This is a genomic window from [Phormidium] sp. LEGE 05292, assembly GCF_015207735.1.
Taxonomy (GTDB): Bacteria; Cyanobacteriota; Cyanobacteriia; order Cyanobacteriales; family Aerosakkonemataceae; genus Floridanema.
In genome coordinates, this window is sequence record NZ_JADEWG010000039.1 from 24,519 (window position 1) to 42,556 (window position 18,038).

The following is an 18,038-nucleotide window of genomic DNA, read 5'->3' on the forward strand; positions in this document are numbered from 1 at the left end:
TACGTTGTACTAACGCACCATACTATTTGCTACCAAGAATGTAAAGCTCTTAATTGGGGAGTTTTTTTCAATTGATGAGCTTCCATGCGGCGCAAAACATCATCTAAAATTGTCACTGTTTCGTTAATAAATGGCCCTTTATTTAACATCACACATTCTGCTCTTTCTCCCATTGCAGCATCAGTAATTTCGGCGCGGGAAGGGATACCAGTTTTGGCGAGATTTTCTAATACTTGGGTTGCCCAAATTACGGGAATGTGAGCGGATTGACATAACCAAAGTATTTCTTCTTGCATTTCAGCTAATCTTTGATAACCAATTTCTACTGCTAAATCTCCTCTAGCAATCATCACGGCTAAAGGTTGTTTTCCTGCTGCTTGTACCATGATTTCTGGGAGGTTACGAATTGCTTCTTTGGTTTCAATTTTGGCGACAATGGCGATTTTTTTGGGGGAATTTTGTAAACGTTTTTGAATTTCGGTTTGTAACAATGCCACATCTGCTGCTGTTTGGACAAAAGAATAACCAATTATGTCAGCATGAAGGGCGACAAAATCTAAATCGCGGAAATCTTTTTCGGTTAATGGACAAAGTTGAATTACTGTTTCTGGAAAATTCAAACCTTTTTCTGGGCGAAGTTTTTCTCCTTTAGGACGGGTGTGTGTTACTTCTAAAATTGCGCCTTCAGAAGTGAGAGAAATTACTTTTGTTCCAATATGACCATCATCAATCCAAACCGGATCATTTTTTTGGAGTTGGTTTAAGATTTCGGGGAAACTGGAACTGGCGCGGAAGGGAATTGTGGGGTCTGTTGTTTGGGGAGAGTTAGGAGTTAAAAGTAAGCGATCGCCAACGAACATCCGACTTTTTGCATCAGGCGAAACTACCTCTAATGTACGAGGTTTCGGCCCTGCTAAATCCATAAATATTTTACAATTTTTCCCCGTTTTTTCGGAGGCAAGTCTGATATTTTTAACGATTGATTTCCAAATTTCTAAATTATCGTGGGCACAGTTAATTTGGAAGCAATCAGAACCGCATTCTACTAGTTGTAAAACTAGGGAAAAATCTTCTGCTGCTTGATTGGGTAATGTCACCATGATTCTGCTTTGACGGTGGGCAAAAGTTTTGCCGAAAACTGCTTCTACTTCTTTTTGCAAAAGGCGATCGCCTCGGAAAAAAGCCCGCAAAGGACGACGACCTGGTAAACTACTAGGGTCAGCATTAACCAGTTCGCCTAAAGTAGTAATTACGGCATCTAAATTCGGTAAAACTCTCGATTCACTGCGACCTAAAGAAGATAATCCCCAAGGTACAAGTGCGGTTTGTAATGGTCGTAAATCGTGATGTCGTAGTGCTAAATAATAAGCTAAATTCAAAGCACTTAACAAAAAAGATCTTCTATGAATTGAAGGTTGCCAGCGTTGAAAAATTTCCTGTCCTTCTTGGTAAACACTCTGGCGTAAATTTTGCAGTGCTGTGAGTAGATGAAGAGGGTCTGATAAATCAGAATTGTTCAGGTTGGTGGGAGTTGCAACTAAAGTCAGCATAACACTGCCTTCTCGATAATTCTATTATTAGGATTGCATGATTTTTCGATGGAGGGGCAAAATCTTAGAGATAATTAATGAGTTGTTCGATCGGGTAAATTAATGATGATGCTAGGTGTGATGGTGATGGGAGGCGAGCGTATTTAGATATCATAATAAAATTAAGAATAGGTTAAGAGTTACGAGCGGGAGTACTGCCAAAGAGAAGAAACAATGATCCAGCCAATTATTTTAGAAAAATTAGAAGAACTCGATTGCAGAAATTTTAGAAATACCGGGTGTTTTGGTGTATGGTTTAACTGAACAAGAAGCGATCGAAAAAGTGAACGCTTTAGCTTTAAAACTGATTAACAACGAACTCGCAGCAACTCAGTTAGTTGAATTAATAAAAAAAATTGCTCAAGGAGAAGAGCAAATTCGTCAAGGAAAAGTTGTTGATGGTGAAGTAGTATTTCAACAGTTACAAGAAAAGCTTGAGCAGATGAAGAGTTAATTGATATGTCAGAGTGGGTAAAACATAGAACTAACCTTGATGAAAATTTGAAATAAAACTTCTACCTTTCTTCCCTTCAACCTTCAAAAAACCTTCTGCCTTCTGCCTTCTGCCTTCTGCCTTTCTCAAAAGACGGCAAATACAACTATTTAATTACGGTTCGCACCAATCCCGGAATGGGTGGAATTGCTTAAAGTATTGATTAGTGGCAGCACCAAGCAGCTACGAAAAAACCTCCCGAAAGGCAACCGTCCTTCCAAGGTTCGGAAACCTCGCCTTCATGATCGCCCCTATCCCCGCTCAGTATAGAAAAGAGTTCTGTGTAGTGCAGAACAATATACAAGTTGAACAGAGTAGGTGAAAGGGCTCGGTTGGTGCAGTTAGCAGTGCTGTCTTGCTCTCGATTCTATCTGGTCAATCGAGCCTAGTAAATTTTGTAGTTAGATTGGGAAACCGAACACTCTTATGGCAAAAGTTGTTGGAATTGACTTAGGTACGACTAACTCCTGTGTGGCAGTAATGGAAGGTGGTAAACCCACAGTCATCGCCAACGCAGAGGGTTTTCGGACTACACCTTCGGTGGTAGCTTATGCTAAAAATGGCGATCGCTTAGTCGGACAAATCGCCAAGCGCCAAGCGGTAATGAACCCAGAAAATACTTTCTATTCCGTTAAGCGTTTTATTGGACGTAAATTTGAAGAAATTACTCACGAAGCTACAGAAGTTTCCTATAAAGTCCTGCGCGATGGCAACGGAAACGTTAAATTAGATTGTCCTGCACAAGGCAAACAATTTGCACCCGAAGAAATCTCCGCACAAGTTCTTCGCAAGCTGGTAGATGACGCAAGCAAATATCTGGGTGAAACAGTTACTCAAGCAGTAATTACTGTACCTGCTTACTTTAACGACTCCCAACGTCAAGCGACTAAAGACGCTGGTAAGATTGCTGGGATTGAAGTTCTGCGGATCATCAACGAACCTACAGCTGCATCCCTAGCTTACGGTTTGGATAAGAAAGCTAATGAAACCATTCTAGTATTTGACTTAGGTGGTGGTACTTTCGACGTTTCCATCCTAGAAATTGGTGATGGTGTGTTTGAAGTGTTGGCGACTTCTGGTGATACTCACCTGGGTGGCGACGACTTCGACAAGAAAATCGTTGATTACTTAGCTGAAACTTTCCGCAAAGACGAAGGTATCGATCTTCGCAAAGACAAACAAGCTTTGCAACGTCTGACGGAAGCAGCAGAAAAGGCGAAAATTGAATTGTCCAGCGTGACACAAGCGGAAATCAACTTGCCTTTCATCACTGCGACTCAAGAAGGTCCGAAACACTTAGAAATGACGTTAACACGGGCGAAATTTGAGGAACTTTGCTCTGATTTGATCGATCGCAGCCGCGTTCCAGTAGAAAACGCGATCCGCGATGCGAAGATTGACAAATCTGCGATCGATGAAGTAGTACTAGTTGGTGGTTCCACTCGTATCCCCGCTGTGCAAGAAGTGGTAAGACGGGTATTGGGTAAAGAACCTAACCAAAGCGTTAACCCGGATGAAGTAGTAGCAGTTGGTGCAGCTATCCAAGCTGGTGTACTTTCTGGCGATGCTGGCGCTTCTGGTATCTTGTTGTTAGACGTAACTCCGCTGTCTCTGGGAGTGGAAACTCTCGGCGGTGTCATGACCAAGATTATCACTCGCAACACTACCATTCCTACCAAGAAGTCGGAAGTATTCTCCACTGCGGTTGACGGACAAACTAACGTAGAAATTCACGTTCTCCAAGGGGAACGGGAAATGTCCAACGACAACAAGAGTCTGGGTACTTTCCGCTTAGATGGTATTCCTCCAGCGCCTCGTGGTGTACCCCAAATCGAAGTAATTTTCGACATTGATGCTAACGGTATCTTGAACGTAACTGCGAAGGATAAAGGTACTGGTAAAGCTCAATCTATCAGCATCACTGGCGCTTCTACTTTACCGAAAGATGAAGTAGACAAGATGGTGAAACAAGCGGAACAAAATGCTTCTGCCGATAAGGAACGTCGTGAGAAGATCGATCGCAAAAACCAAGCTGATTCTTTAGCTTACCAAGCAGAAAAACAACTTGCAGAATTGGGCGATAAAGTACCCGCTGCTGACAAGTCTAAACTCGAAGGTTTAATTAAAGACTTGAAGGATGCAGTTGCTAAAGAAGACGACGAACAAATCAAGAAATTGATGCCAGAAGTACAACAAACCTTGTACAGCATCGGTAGCAATATCTATCAGCAAGCTGGTGGTGCTGCTCCTGGTGGCGACGGTACTGGTGCTGCTCCTGGTGGTGACGGTGCTCCCGGAACTTCCGGCGGTGGCGATGATGTAATTGACGCTGAGTTTTCCGAAACTAAGTAAGGTGGTAGTGGGTAGTAGGTAGTTGGTAATGGGAAATTACCACTATCTATTACTTAACTAATAACAAAAAGGTTGATAATGGTAACTAAATTGCGCCTTATCAACCTTTTTGGTTTTTTCCTAAGCGATAAGCTGTCAAGGGACTGTTACGAATATCTTCTTCGGCTTGTGCGATCGCATTTCCTCACCTCATCTAAGAGAAAGTATCGCGTTCTAAAAACGGCCATTTGGGTAATGGCTCTGTCTGTTGAATCCACGCTTTTGGAATTCCTTCCACACCAGTGTAGACTCCAAAAGCGTCACCCACCGATAATCCCGCTAGGGAACATCGGGCACGAACAAAGCGATCCTGATGTGATGTTGTTAGCATTAGCTTTGCTCCTATTTTGGCTGTTTTGAACCGCGTTGAATACCACCAGCCCCAGAAAATAGAGAGACAGCAGAAAACATATTTTTTGTCCGTTTTTTCACCACTGCTTCAGAATTTTTCTAGTAACACTAGCCAATATAATTATATGGCTAAAATAACTGATTATTTTAAATTTTTCCCCAAGTCTAATAGAGAATTACTTAAAACCTAAAGCTAAAGCACTTTGGTAAAATATGAAACTAGCAACCCAAGCTAAACCAAAGGAATAAGCTAAAGCAAATAAAGTGAATTTCCAGGATTTAGCTTCGTTAAATAATGTTGCTGTTGTGGTTAAGCAAGGAGTGTACAGTAAACAGAAAATACAGAAACTATATGCTTGAATAAATGTGACTGTTCCCGCAATTTGGTTAGTCACTGCATCAGCACCTAATCCGTAAATTACTGCTAAAGAACCTACCACAACTTCTTTAGCAATTACGCCAAATAATAAAGCTAAAGTTAAATATGGATTAATGCCAATTGGTTCCATAATTGGACTTAAAAATTGCCCAATTTGCCCACCAATAGTATTTAATCCTGTTGCACCTAGAGGTAAATTTGTCACTACCCAAACGGCGACACAACCTAAAGTAATAAAACCAGAAGCCCTAGTCAAAAATTGTTTGACTTCTCCCCAACCTCTAAGAAGGACGTGCTTTAAAGTCGGTACTCGATAAGGAGGTAATTCTAATACGAAAGGTTCTTCATTTTTAAATACTCCTTGAAAAAGTGCAGCGGTGACGATCGCAGCGACAAAACTGAGGAGATACAAAGAAAATAATACTAAAACACCGTTTCCATTAGGAACAACCGCCGCAATAATAAATACAAAAACTTGCAATCTCGCTGCACACAAAGCAAAGGGAATAACTAACATTGTTAATAGTCGTAGTGCTTTAGAACGCATGACTCTGGTTCCCATTAAAGCTGGAACATTGCAGCCAAATCCCATCATTTGCATGACAAAACTGCGCCCATCTAGCCCTAATTTCGCCATGAAAGCATCCATTAAATAGGCAGAACGAGATAAATAACCGCTATCTTCTAAAACTGCCATAATCATGAAAAACAATACCAGTAATGGCACAAAAGAAGCGACTGTTGCTAACCCGCCCCAAAGCCCATTGACAATAAAATCTTGCGCTAATTTAGGTAATGGACTAACTAATGGTTCAATGGCATTAGTTTGTAACCAACCTGTGATTTTATCCATGATGTCTTGGGAAGGTAATCCCACATTCCAGACTACCCAAAACACCGCAAACATTCCCGCAAAGAACAAAGGTAAACCTAAGATTGGGTGCAGTAAAATGCGATCGATCTGCTGAGTAATATTAACTGCTATCTGCGAAGGCATCTGTACCGCACCAGTGAGGATATTTTCCATCTCTTCAACAGAAATATCCGCTTTTTCAGATAAGCAATTTTTTAGATTAGTAATCTTATGAGTAGTAACGCTTTCTGCTAGTTTCTGACAAATTTCTCGATATGCTCTTTCGTATCCTCTGCCATATTTAGCACTGAGCAGAAAGACTGGTAATTCTAAGCGTTTAGATAACTCATTTACCTGAATTTCCACCCCATAATACTTGGCTTCATCTGCCATGTTGAGAAGGATAATGGCTGGCAACCCTAAAGCTTTAATTTGCAAAGCTATGCGAATTTGCCTATCTATTTGGGCAGCATTTAGAATGACAATAACTAAATCAACACCAAAGCTTTCTAAAAAGTACTGAACTACTTTTTCATCCTCAGAAAAACCGTTGAGGTCGTAAATTCCCGGTAAATCTACAAACTCTACTGTTTCGTGATTAATATTAATATGAGCTTGCAATAAATCTACTGTCACTCCAGGCCAATTTCCCACAAAAGCTGTTGCACCTGTCAACCGATTAAACAAAGTTGATTTTCCGGTGTTGGGCATTCCAATTAGCGCAACTCTTTTTACTGCTTTAGTGGCTTTTATAGCAGTAGTACCTGAGTGACAGTTCATAATTCCCTCTGCACAAATTTAGTAGTTTATTGCTAGCTAGATTTAATAATTATCAGCTTAATTTGTAGTTCCATTTGTTTGAATTAATACCATTTTAGCTTCGGTTCTTCTAATGGCTATTTCAGTGGTAGAACCGACTCGAATATGTAAAGGCCCACCAAACCAAGCTTGCCGTAAAACTCGAATTGGTCTATTAGGAACTATTCCCATTGCTTCTAAGCGTTTAGCTAATGCTTGTCCGTGACGGCTGAGTTGTACGCTTTCTACGATCGCTAAACTTCCCGGCTTTAGTTCTGATAAAGTCATTGTTTGAGTTAGGTATATTTTTATTGTTTCTGATTATAAAGTACAGTATTTGGGAAATATTTTCAATTAGTGTTGATAGCTAATTTAGTTGATTTTTTCAATTAGACAAAACCCTCTGATGCTGATGGTAAGCAGCTTTTAGGTAGATCGTCACAAGCTAATTGTCTATTATTATTAAGAAAAATTATGTAATCAAAGTATCTCTTAATTTTTAAATAAGAAATTTAAAAATTTCTTAAGGTTGCGGAAAGATTGCTAAGTTAGTTTCAGGGTCAAACAAATGAATTTTTTTACTTTCTAACTCTAAGGATATTTTATTACCAATACTTACTTGTTTTTCCGGTGTAACTCGCACTTGTAAAGTAAAATTCTGATTAGTTTCACCCAGTAAATGAACTGATAAATAAGTTTCATTTCCTAACGCTTCCACCAAATCTACTTCTACTTGTAAGTTTTCTGGTGCAGGAACGCTGAGATTGAAATGTTCGGGACGAATGCCTAAAATTAGGGATTGGCGATCGTACTTTCGCAAAGCAGATTCCCAAATCTCCGGTAAAGTTAAACGAAAATGGGGATGATTAATTAACAGTGGCGCTTGGAATTGTACCGGGATAAAATTCATTGGTGGCGAACCAATAAATTGTGCCACAAACATATTAGCAGGACTGTTGTATAATTCTAAAGGTTTAGCTAATTGTTGTAGTTGACCTTGATTCATTACCGCAATGCGATCGCCCATCGTCATCGCTTCAGTTTGATCGTGAGTCACATAAATAGTAGTAGTTCCCAACTGTCTTTGTAACTTAACAATTTGAGCGCGAGTTTCTGCTCTTAATTTGGCATCCAAATTTGATAAAGGTTCATCCATTAAGAAAACTTGGGGATTTCTGGCGATCGCACGTCCTAATGCTACCCTTTGTTTTTGTCCCCCAGAAAGTTGTTTTGGCAACCGTGACAAAAGTGACTCAATTTGTAATAATTGCGCCACATTTTTTACTTGCTTCTGAACAGCTTTCTCTCGTGCTGACAGGTAACGCAAACCTTTAGGAAAAGACTTGGTTACTTTAACTAAAACATCTTCCTTAAATTGCGAAAACTTCTCCCCTGGATTTACAGGCAAGATGCCTGTTCTACGGTTCATTCGGCGCAAACCAAAAGCGATATTATCATAAACTGTCATGTGGGGATAGAGCGCGTAATTTTGAAATACCATTGCGATGTCGCGTTCTTTTGGTGGTAAATCATTCACCAAACGTTCTCCCACCCAAATATTACCCCCGGTTAATTCTTCCAATCCTGCAATTAACCGCAGTAATGTACTTTTACCACAACCAGAAGGGCCTACTAATACCATAAATTCTCCATCTTCTACCGTCAAATTAATCCGGCGTAAGACAGGAGTAGATGAGAGAGAATCATTTCCTTTTTCTGCTTCCGGTTGTTCAATTACTTTGCGATCGGAAAAGCTTTTATAGACATTTTCTAAAACCACTTGTGCCATAATTTATTCCTAGATCCTAATTTTAAAATTACTTTGGATTAAAGCATTTATTAATTGAAAATTTACGAGGTTCACCAAAAGAGTAATTAATCGATCGATCGCTCCTTTAGAATCTAAGCCACGATCGACATAATCACCCAAAGTAACAATTTGATCTTCTGGCTGTGGTTGTATTACAGAAAGAAGATGATCGAAAGCGATCGCACAACCATGAATATCACCAATAGCAAGAATCCGCATACTTAATTAAGAAATTACTTATTGTCAATCATCCATCAACGATTACTAAATTGACAACTTTTTCTTCTTCTTTGAGCTTGTTAATGCGATCGCCAGTCCCATCCTTACCCCAAAAAGGAATCCGTTCCACAGGTAAATTCACCATTCTTGGCGTATCAGTTAACAGCAATACTTTAGTTTCGGGAATTACTTCAATCATGCCAATTAAAGTATCTGATTTGCTAGTATATTGTAAAGCTTGCGTACCAATATCACCTAAATTCGCTAAACGAATCGCACTAATTGGTAAACGTTTAGCATAACCTAAATGAGTAACCAACAACAAATTATCATCTTGATTGAGGCTAACAGCACCAATTAATTTTTCGTTACGACCTAATCTTAATGCTTGTAAACCTCCAGCACCACGACTCATTACAGGTAATTGTTGTTCGTTGAGTAAGAAGCGTAAAATACGTCCGCCAGTGGTAGCTAAAGCTATTTCTTCGCGTTCGTTTGTCGGTAGAGCAAATACTAATTGCTCATCTTCTTTCAGTTTTAAAACTGTTAAACCACGACGAGTTAAATTAGCGAATTCCGAACTGACTAACCGCTTAATTCGTCCTTGTTGACTCACCACAACCACGCTACTAGAATCTTCTGCTGACGGCGCAATAAAATATCCTACCAAAGTCTCAGGAACTTCCTTAGCTTGCGGTAATAAACTAACTAATGGTGTACCTTTTGCTTGTCCAGAAGTAGGCGGAATTTCGCCAACTTTGACCGGGAAAGCTTTACCACTACCAGTTACTACTATTAAATCTGCTTCCGTAGTTGTCGAGAAAGTTTTCACAACCAGATCATCAGAAGATTTCAAATTAGACTTACTGCCATTTTTCGCCAATCTTCTGATATAACCTTTCTGAGTAATTTCTAAATTTGCTTCTTCAGGAGTGCTAGAAGTTAGGGGAGTGAATAAGGAAAGTTGTCCTTCCACTTCCTCCGTTTTTGGTTTATCTCGGCGGCGTTCTCTAGTAGTTTTAGGTTCCTTTTCTGGGGTTTTCTTGGTTGTGGCGGCGGTGACTTTGGGATTGTAAATGCGCGTGCGTCGAGGATCGGAGTATTTCTTTTTTAAAGAACGCAAATCTTTTTTCAAAGCTTTGAGTAATTCATGTCGATCGCTCAACAATCTCTGTAAATTTTCAATCCGTTCCGTAAGTTCGGTTAATTCCTGTTGTAATTGCTGACGTTCTAAACCAGTTAACCGACGCAAAGGCATTGCTAAAATAGCATCAGATTGGCGATCGCTAAAATTAAATCGACTTTGAAAAGTAACTTTTGCCGTCGATCCATCAGGCGCATTTCGCAGAATTTCAATAATCGCATCTAAATTTTCTAAAGCCGCAATTAACCCTTCAACTAAATGCAAACGTCTTTCCGTTTGTTCTAACTCATGCCTATATTGTCGAGTCAGAGTTTGTTCCCGGAAACTGAGAAACTCTTGTAAAATTTCCCGCAATGTTAGCTGTCTCGGTTGTCCATCTACCAACGCTAACAAAATCGCCCCAAAATTACTCGCCAGCGCCGTTTGTCTGTATAAATTTTCCAAAACTTCTTGCGGACTAGCATCGCGTTTTAGTTCAATTACTACCCGCATTCCTTCGCGATCGCTCTCATCCCGAATATCCGCAATCCCCTCAATTTTACCTTGATTAACTAACTCAGCAATCTTTTCAATCCAAGCTGCTTTATTCACCTGAAAAGGTAACTCTGTTACTACGATCGCACTTCGCGTCGTTCCTCTTAGGCGGTGACGACCTTTGCCAATTTGAATTTCTTCAATCTTGGCTATTCCCCGCACCGTAATCGTCCCTTTTCCTGTACTATAAGCCTCGCGAGTTCCCTCACTACCGACAATTTCGCCCCCAGTGGGAAAATCAGGCCCCGGAATTAAATCCAATAACTTATCATCAGAGAGATTAGCATCATCAATTAAGGCAATTAATCCATCTACCAACTCGCCCAAATTATGTGGTGGGACATTAGTCGCCATCCCCACAGCAATTCCAGCACAGCCGTTAAGTAATAGAATAGGTAATTGGGCAGGTAAGACTACAGGTTCTTGTTGGGAATTGTCAAAATTAGGGATAAAATCTACTGTAGCTTCGCCAATTTCACTCAACATCGCCTCATGACTAATTGGTGCAAGGCGTGTTTCAGTGTAACGCATCGCCGCTGGAGGGTCATTATCTACCGAACCAAAATTGCCATGACCTGCCAACAAAGGATAACGGCAGGAAAAATCCTGTACCATTCGCACCAAAGCATCATAAACTGCTTGGTCGCCGTGGGGGTGATATTTACCCAAAACGTCTCCAACCACACGAGCACACTTCCGGTAAGGTCGATCGGGCGTTAATCCCAATTCGTGCATCGCATACAAGATGCGTCGATGTACGGGTTTCAACCCATCTCTAACATCAGGTAGCGCTCGCCCGACAATCACACTCATGGCATATTCAAGATAAGACCTTTGCATCTCCGTATGCAGAGCAGTAGTGATAATCTGTCCTGAAGAGAGTATGTTTAACTGTTTTGCCATGAGTTAATGTTCCTTAAATGATGACGAAAAAAAATCGATGGGTGCGAAATTAACAATTTTCACAGTAGTATCAAACGGCATAGTCAATACTGTCTTATTCTGAATTTAGGCAAAAGGAAACCAAAATGAAAACTGTTTTAATAGTTGAAGACGATCCAATTAACCTTCGTGTTTTCTCGAAGATTCTGACTAAGCGGGGTGGTTTAGAAGTTAAGGGGACTGAAAATGTAGAAGAAGTAATGCAAATTGCCCAAAATGGTAAGGCTGACTTAATTTTGATGGACGTTTCTCTACAAAACAGTAGTTACCAAGGTAAATCTGTGGATGGGATTAAAATTACCCAAATGTTGAAGGCCGATCCTCAAACTGCCAACTTGCCTGTGATCTTGGTAACGGCTCATGCGATGGAGGGCGATCGGGAAAACTTCCTCAAACAAAGCGGTGCCGATGGTTATATTTCTAAACCTGTGGTCGATCATCAAGAATTTGTCGATCAAATTATGGCTCTACTGCCTAAAGACTCTCAAAACATAACTTAATAAATACGGCAAGATACTCTTACACTAGCCTAACTGAGCTATTCCTTTTACAGGGGAGCAGGATAGAGTCTGAGTATGCAATATAAATTTGGAAAAACTTAGCACTATTTTGTCTGTCTGATTCATCAAAACCTCTTGGGTCTGAAACCCCGTCCTTGTAGGACGGCTTTACATTAATTAGAGCGCCACGAATTGTAAGACAAGAACTTACAATCTGTGGGAAAAGCATTTTGAGTTAGCCGTTTACCTGTTTTAAGGCAATGCAAACTAATAGTTTTACGATTTGGATCTTTCTTTGTCGGCGATTCCTGCCAACCACCCACATAACAAAATCCATACTTAGTAGGATGCTTAACAATTGAGCCGCGCTTAAATCCAACACTTAAAGTGCCACCATAGCGTGACCGAACGTGACCAGCGGAATGTTCCAATCGGTGCAATTGTCTTCTGTGAAACTCAAGTGGAACTATCTCTATCAACATGGTATTGTCGGGCGCATCATGCCCTCCCACATACCAATTAGCTAACACCCATGAATCAACAGCATGAGCTTCAAATCTATTTGATAGCTTTTGCTTTAACTTTTTAAGTCCCAGCAATTGTCGCATTTCGTAAGTATCCTGCCCCGTCTTTGTTTCTGTTTGAGAAATCTTTTTCAGTTCGGAATAAAACCAATGCTTACCCACTTCCAAAGGACTGAACGAAACATTCCACTTACGTCCGTTTTTCCAGGTTCGAGCTTTAATATCCTCCACTACAAAAGTAGATACGGGAAACATTAAAGTCAGCCATTTAGCTATTCTCAATTTCCATTGCCATCTCGCTTTAGTTGATGGAGGAAGATGTTTTTTGTTAGCTAAACGATTGGTTCGATTTTTGCGACATGGGGTATTGCGATAGCGCCTTGCCCGTCGCATATTTCGCCTAACTTCAATATGATCTTTTACCCAATCAACGGCATGGGTTTGGATGTTGAGGTAAGTATGAGATTGCGACTTAACCGTAAAAGCTTCTCGCTTTGAACCAGGGTCAATGCCAACTGCTATTGGTTGGTGGTTTGTATTGGATGGTTCTACGTTTAATCGAACACAAAACACTCCTTTTTTCCAGAATGGGGTAGCCTTACCTGATTCAATCCAACGTCTTGCCCTACTGGGAGTTGTTGGCATCAACGGTCTATTTTCACTATTTACAACAGGTACGAACATTGCGATAAGCCCTATTTCTAGGTTTGTATTTCCCTTCGCCACTGGCACATCAGAGCGGTCAAGAACGAGGGAGGTATTCTTAACATCTATTGGGATACCACTCCCTGATGGCTCAGTCTGTCTCGAAGACTTAGGCTAGACACCGTTTTAGTCTCAAATTCAGAAGTTGGTCAGGCTTCCTCTTCCAAGCCTCCGTGCTTTAGCCGGAGGTTAGTGACAAGAGTGTAATTCTAATTTAGGTTTATAGTACTTATGTACTACTTTTATGTCATTTCAGCAATAACTTTACTGAAACTGAGCGAATAAATTATAATGTAAAGTTAAGCTTTTTGCAGGCAGAAGGCAGAACGCAGAAGGCAGAACGCAGAAGGCAGAAGTGAAGAAAGGCTGAAGGCAGAAGGCAGAAGGCAGAAGTGAAGAAAGGCAGAAGGTTATATTTTCTCCTTGTCCCCTTGTCCCCTTGTCCCTTTGTCCCCCCTGCCCCTGGAGCCCCTGGAGCCCACCGGCCTCTTCAGCGAGGCGCTTGTTGAGGTTGAGATGACTGAGGATCGGAACCTTGAGCGATCGTTGCTTGCATTCTAGGAGTAGCGAGAAATTTTTGTGTATCGCTGATTAGGCGAGAACCCCACAAATTTTGCTTTAAAAAGTCCAGATCGGCATAACGATCGTCACTCTTAATCGCAGTTTCTCCTAAAGCCAAAGCTTTTTCCCGATCGCCTTTACTGTAGAGCGCAACTGCGATCGCTAACTTAGGTTCTACGCCATCTTTTTCAATAGTCAGGGCTCTTTGCCATTGCCCAATAGCGGCATCGATATTACCCTGTTCATATTTAATCAGTCCAATGTTGTTCATTGCAGGCCAAAACTTAGCATCAGCTTTCACAGCTTTTTGGTAGCTGTCTAAAGCTGGAGAAAATTGATTTAACTTGTAATAAGCATTTCCCAAATCAAATAAAGCTTCGGCGGAATTTGGTTTAAGTTTTAAGCCATCTTTTATAGCAGCTATAGCAGCATCATACTTTTCTTGCTGAAAGTATGCTGAACCCAGAGCAAAGGAAATAGCAGCTTCGTCAGGCTTTAGAGACTGAGCTTGTTTGAGCGCCACAATTGCTTTGTCTAATTGATTGTTCTGCACATACAATCCACCAAGGAGAAACCAAGCTTGGTAACTTTTGGGAGAAAGCTGAGTTGCTAGCTGGGCGCGGGTTAATGCTAATTCATATTGTTGGAATTGAGCCAACTGAGCAGCTTCTTGTGCTAGGCTCAACCCTTGCTGCTCCAACTGAGATGTGTTGAGTTGCAGCGCATGGGGTACAAGCGCCTGTCCAAAAGCTGGTGCAGCCGCGCTCCAAATCCCGAAGATGAACAAAAGATGAAACCAAGGTTTGCGTTTGGTTGGCACAGTACAGCCTCGAAGTCAGAAGATGTCGTCAGTCTAGTTTAACGATACTTTAATTCATTTTTACGGACAAGTTCTCGCATCCAGATCCCCAACTTCTTCAGAAGCCAGGTATCTGGATTCCGAGAGAGTTCAATTTGAACCCGAACTGAGTGGCTGGTGTCTTTAATTTATATACACGGCTTCCTGTTCCCTTCTCTCACCAAAAATTACCCGATCGACCGATCCCGCTAGATTGCGGAAACTCGTTAATATTAAGAATATTAAAGTAAACCGATCGCCAGTATCGATTTTTCAGTCGAAAATACAGATATGCCTAGCTCAGCTCAGAATTAAGAATAAAGATAAAACCTCAAAGCATTGACAAAAGTGACATGGAAGCTTTTGCGATCGTCCTGAGATTATATTTATTTTCTCAATGATTCCCCGATTACATAATGAATGTCAAATCATGCAAATTCCTTTTATTCGTAAAAAACTTGACCAACGAACCCCTTGGATTGCTGGATTAATCGCTGCTGGACTATTAAGTGTTTCAGGAGGCACTTATGTCATGCTCAACAGGGTAGCGCCGAAAACTGATGTAGCCCAAGTAACCGTTCCTGTAGAAGCTAAGACAATCACCCTGCGAATTACAGCCAGTGGTACAGTAGTGCCGATCCAAACCGTTAACCTCAGCCCCAAAACTGCGGGAAGAATTGCTGAGTTAATGGTGGAACAGGGCGACAAAGTAAAAGCAGGCGATATCATTGCCAGAATGGATAATGCGGACATTCAAGCGCAACTAGCCCAAGCAAAAGCAGCCTTAGCAAAAGCCCAAGCCCAGTTAGCAGAAATTCGCGCTGGAAATCGCCCAGAAGAGATTTCCCAAGCTAGAGCCAGATTATCACAAACCCAAGCTCAGTTAGCAGAAGCCAGAGCCGGGAGTCGCCCGGAAGAAATCGCCCAAGCGAGGTCTCGTTTAGAACAAGCAAAAGCCCAACTAACTGCGGTACAAACGGGTAATCCCGAACAAATTGCCCAAACTCAAGCCCAAGTTCAAGCCGCCCAAGCTAGGTTAGATTTAGCAAATCAGCGTTTAAAAGCTAATCAAAGTTTGGCAAGTCAAGGGGCAATTTCTGCCGATCGATTGCAGGAAGTTACTTCGGAATATCGCAGCGCAACGGCGAATTTGGAAGAAGCAAAAAGGCGATTAGTACAATTAAAAAATGGTACTTCTCCAGCGGAAATTTCTCAACGTCAAGCAGCTGTTCAAGAAGCACAAGAAGCTTTGGATCTGTTGCTAAAAGGTACTCGTTTGGAAGTAATTGCTCAAAGACAAGCAGCGGTAAAAGAAGCACAACAAGCTTTAGATTTGTTAATTGCAGGTTCTCGCCCGGAAGATATTGCTCAAGCAGAAGCAGGAGTGAAAGAAGCCCAAGCGCGAGTAGAACAAATCCAAGTGCAATTAAATGATACGATTATTCGAGCTCCTTTTGAAGGAATTGTTACCCAAAGATACGCTACTATAGGAGCTTTTGTTACGCCAACAACTTCGGCTTCTAGTAGTGCTGCGGCAACTTCTACTTCGGTAGTAGCGATCGCACGCGGTTTAGAAATTCTGGCTAAGGTTCCTGAAGTTGATATCGGGAATATTAAACAAGGACAAGATGTAGAAATTGTCGCGGATGCTTATCCCGATCGAGTGTTTAAGGGAAAAGTGCGATTAATTGCACCTGAAGCAATTGTCGATCAAAATGTTACTTCTTTCCAAGTGAGAGTGGAATTAGTCACTGGTTTAGAAGAGTTGCGATCGGGAATGAATGTGGATTTAACTTTCCTGGGAAATCAGGTTAGCGGTGCTTTAATGGTGCCTACGGTGGCGATCGTTACCGAAAGCGGAAAAACTGGTGTCTTACTACCTGGTGAAAATAATAAATCAGTCTTTCGCCCTGTAACGATTGGTTCCACAATTCAAGACCAAACTCAAGTTTTAGAGGGTTTAAAAGAAGGGGAACAAATTTATATTGATTTGCCAAAAGACCGCAAAAAAATTAAACCATAGTAGGGACACGGCATCATGAATATTTGCATAAGAATGATGTATTTCATCCGCCGTGTCCTTACGTGATTCGTGGTCGCGCAGCGTGTGCGTAGCACGTAAAAATAGTTTTCTGAAATAGGTTCGCTAATTAACTTGTGAAATGGATATTGTTGAAAGCGTAAAAATGGCAACTACTACATTAGTTGCAAATAAATTACGAAGCACTTTAACGATGTTAGGCATTATCATTGGTAATGCTTCAGTAATTGCTATGGTGGGAATTGGACAAGGGGCGCAAAAGTTAGCATCAGAACAGTTTGAATCCCTTGGCCCAAATGTTTTGTTTATCATTCCGGGTAATCAAAACGCCCAAAGAAACCGGGATATTCCCAAAACATTGGTGTTAGAAGATGCGAAAGCGATCGCACGTCAAGTACCTTCGGTGACAGAGGTTGCCCCACAAATTCAAAGCCGTCAACCAGTGATTTATAGTAATAAAAATACTAACACCCAAATTATTGGCGTTACCCCAGAATTTTTACCAGTCCGCAGTTTTGATTTAGCTAAAGGTAGGTTTTTCAGCGAGCAAGATTTGAAGAGTAATAACCAAGTAGCAATCCTTGGTTCTGATGTGGTTGGTAAACTGTTTGGTAGTCAAAACCCCGTTGGTGAAAAAATTAGGATTAGAAATCTCAGCTTTTTAGTAATTGGGGTGATGGAACAAAAGGGTTCTTTCTTAGGAAGTAACCAAGATGATACAGTTTTTATTCCTCTAACTACAATGGCTAATCGCCTCAGAGGAAGAACTTCTCCTTACGGAACTGAAGTGGATTTTATTGCGCTTTCTGCGAGAGATGCTAATAGTATTGGTGCGGCTCAATTTCAAATCAGTAATTTGTTAAGATTGCGCCATAAAATTACCACTGAAGATGATTTTACCGTCAGAACTCAAAAAGATATTCTGCAAATTGTGGGAACAATTACAGGCGCTTTGACTTTAATGTTAGCTGCGATCGCAGGAATTTCTCTGTTCGTCGGCGGAATTGGTGTAATGAATATTATGCTAGTTTCGGTGACAGAAAGAACCCAAGAAATTGGGTTGAGAAAAGCGATCGGTGCAACTCAGCAAGATATCCTGATTCAATTCATGATTGAAGCCATAATTCTCTCTGCTGCTGGTGGTATTGTCGGAACTATAATTGGTGTTGGTGGAGTAACTTTAGTTGGTGCTTTAACTCCTTTAAAAGCGGGTATTTCACCAGCTGCGATCGTCTTAGCTGTGGGAATTTCCGGCGGTATTGGTTTATTCTTCGGTGTCGTTCCCGCCCAACGCGCCGCAAAATTAGATCCGATTGTTGCTTTGAGAAGTGCTTAGAATGGGTACTGGGGACAAAGGGAAATTGAT

14 protein-coding genes are annotated in these 18,038 nt (G+C 41.1%); 5 read left to right on the top strand and 9 right to left on the bottom strand.

Features of this window, described 5'->3' with window-relative positions:
- Nucleotides 1–29: 29 nt before the first annotated feature.
- On the bottom strand, nt 30–1,550 hold the full coding sequence (locus IQ264_RS13320; RefSeq protein ID WP_193981269.1) for a pyruvate kinase: 1,521 nt from the start codon (nt 1,548–1,550) through the stop codon (nt 30–32).
- 286 nt (nt 1,551–1,836) lie between these two features.
- Between IQ264_RS13320 and IQ264_RS32970 the strand changes: the two genes are divergently transcribed.
- Together IQ264_RS32970 and dnaK are read left to right on the top strand one after the other, a co-directional pair.
- A complete protein-coding gene (locus tag IQ264_RS32970) occupies nt 1,837–2,043 on the top strand; it encodes a type II toxin-antitoxin system ParD family antitoxin (protein ID WP_228061515.1) in 207 nt (68 codons plus the stop codon).
- A 465-nt stretch (nt 2,044–2,508) separates the two neighbouring features.
- The gene (dnaK, locus tag IQ264_RS13330) at nt 2,509–4,434 is read left to right on the top strand and encodes a molecular chaperone DnaK (protein WP_193981270.1); all 1,926 of its coding nucleotides are present in this window, start codon (nt 2,509–2,511) and stop codon (nt 4,432–4,434) included.
- A gap of 193 nt (nt 4,435–4,627) precedes the next feature.
- On the opposite strand, the gene IQ264_RS13335 is transcribed toward dnaK, so the two are convergent.
- The 6 genes from IQ264_RS13335 to IQ264_RS13360 form a co-directional block, all read right to left on the bottom strand.
- The gene (locus IQ264_RS13335; RefSeq protein WP_193981271.1) at nt 4,628–4,804 is read right to left on the bottom strand and encodes a hypothetical protein; all 177 of its coding nucleotides are present in this window, start codon (nt 4,802–4,804) and stop codon (nt 4,628–4,630) included.
- A 196-nt stretch (nt 4,805–5,000) separates the two neighbouring features.
- Entirely contained in the window at nt 5,001–6,836 is a 1,836-nt protein-coding gene (gene feoB / locus IQ264_RS13340) for a ferrous iron transport protein B (RefSeq protein WP_193981272.1), read from the bottom strand.
- Nucleotides 6,837–6,893: 57 nt separating this feature from the next.
- Complete coding sequence (locus IQ264_RS13345; protein WP_193981273.1) at nt 6,894–7,142, bottom strand: FeoA family protein; 249 nt, start codon at nt 7,140–7,142, stop codon at nt 6,894–6,896.
- Nucleotides 7,143–7,377: 235 nt separating this feature from the next.
- Complete coding sequence (locus IQ264_RS13350) at nt 7,378–8,643, bottom strand: ABC transporter ATP-binding protein (RefSeq protein ID WP_193981274.1); 1,266 nt, start codon at nt 8,641–8,643, stop codon at nt 7,378–7,380.
- Between the two features lie 9 nt (nt 8,644–8,652).
- On the bottom strand, nt 8,653–8,883 hold the full coding sequence (locus tag IQ264_RS13355; RefSeq protein WP_193981275.1) for a metallophosphoesterase: 231 nt from the start codon (nt 8,881–8,883) through the stop codon (nt 8,653–8,655).
- A gap of 28 nt (nt 8,884–8,911) precedes the next feature.
- Nucleotides 8,912–11,464, bottom strand: a complete 2,553-nt coding sequence (locus IQ264_RS13360) for a DNA gyrase/topoisomerase IV subunit A (protein WP_193981276.1) — start codon at nt 11,462–11,464, stop codon at nt 8,912–8,914.
- Nucleotides 11,465–11,589: 125 nt separating this feature from the next.
- Here IQ264_RS13360 and IQ264_RS13365 point away from each other — a divergent pair, with 125 nt between their 5' ends.
- Nucleotides 11,590–12,003 (top strand): response regulator, encoded by a 414-nt coding sequence (locus tag IQ264_RS13365; protein WP_193981277.1) that lies wholly within the window; start codon nt 11,590–11,592, stop codon nt 12,001–12,003.
- A 173-nt stretch (nt 12,004–12,176) separates the two neighbouring features.
- On the opposite strand, the gene IQ264_RS13370 is transcribed toward IQ264_RS13365, so the two are convergent.
- Together IQ264_RS13370 and IQ264_RS13375 are read right to left on the bottom strand one after the other, a co-directional pair.
- Nucleotides 12,177–13,211: an RRXRR domain-containing protein gene (locus IQ264_RS13370; RefSeq protein ID WP_193981278.1), complete on the bottom strand. Its 1,035-nt coding sequence runs from the start codon at nt 13,209–13,211 to the stop codon at nt 12,177–12,179.
- Nucleotides 13,212–13,722: 511 nt separating this feature from the next.
- A complete protein-coding gene (locus tag IQ264_RS13375) occupies nt 13,723–14,613 on the bottom strand; it encodes a tetratricopeptide repeat protein (protein ID WP_193981279.1) in 891 nt (296 codons plus the stop codon).
- 448 nt (nt 14,614–15,061) lie between these two features.
- Between IQ264_RS13375 and IQ264_RS13380 the strand changes: the two genes are divergently transcribed.
- The gene (locus IQ264_RS13380; protein WP_193981280.1) at nt 15,062–16,654 is read left to right on the top strand and encodes an efflux RND transporter periplasmic adaptor subunit; all 1,593 of its coding nucleotides are present in this window, start codon (nt 15,062–15,064) and stop codon (nt 16,652–16,654) included.
- A gap of 139 nt (nt 16,655–16,793) precedes the next feature.
- Nucleotides 16,794–18,008 (top strand): ABC transporter permease, encoded by a 1,215-nt coding sequence (locus tag IQ264_RS13385; protein ID WP_193981281.1) that lies wholly within the window; start codon nt 16,794–16,796, stop codon nt 18,006–18,008.
- Nucleotides 18,009–18,038: the final 30 nt, after the last annotated feature.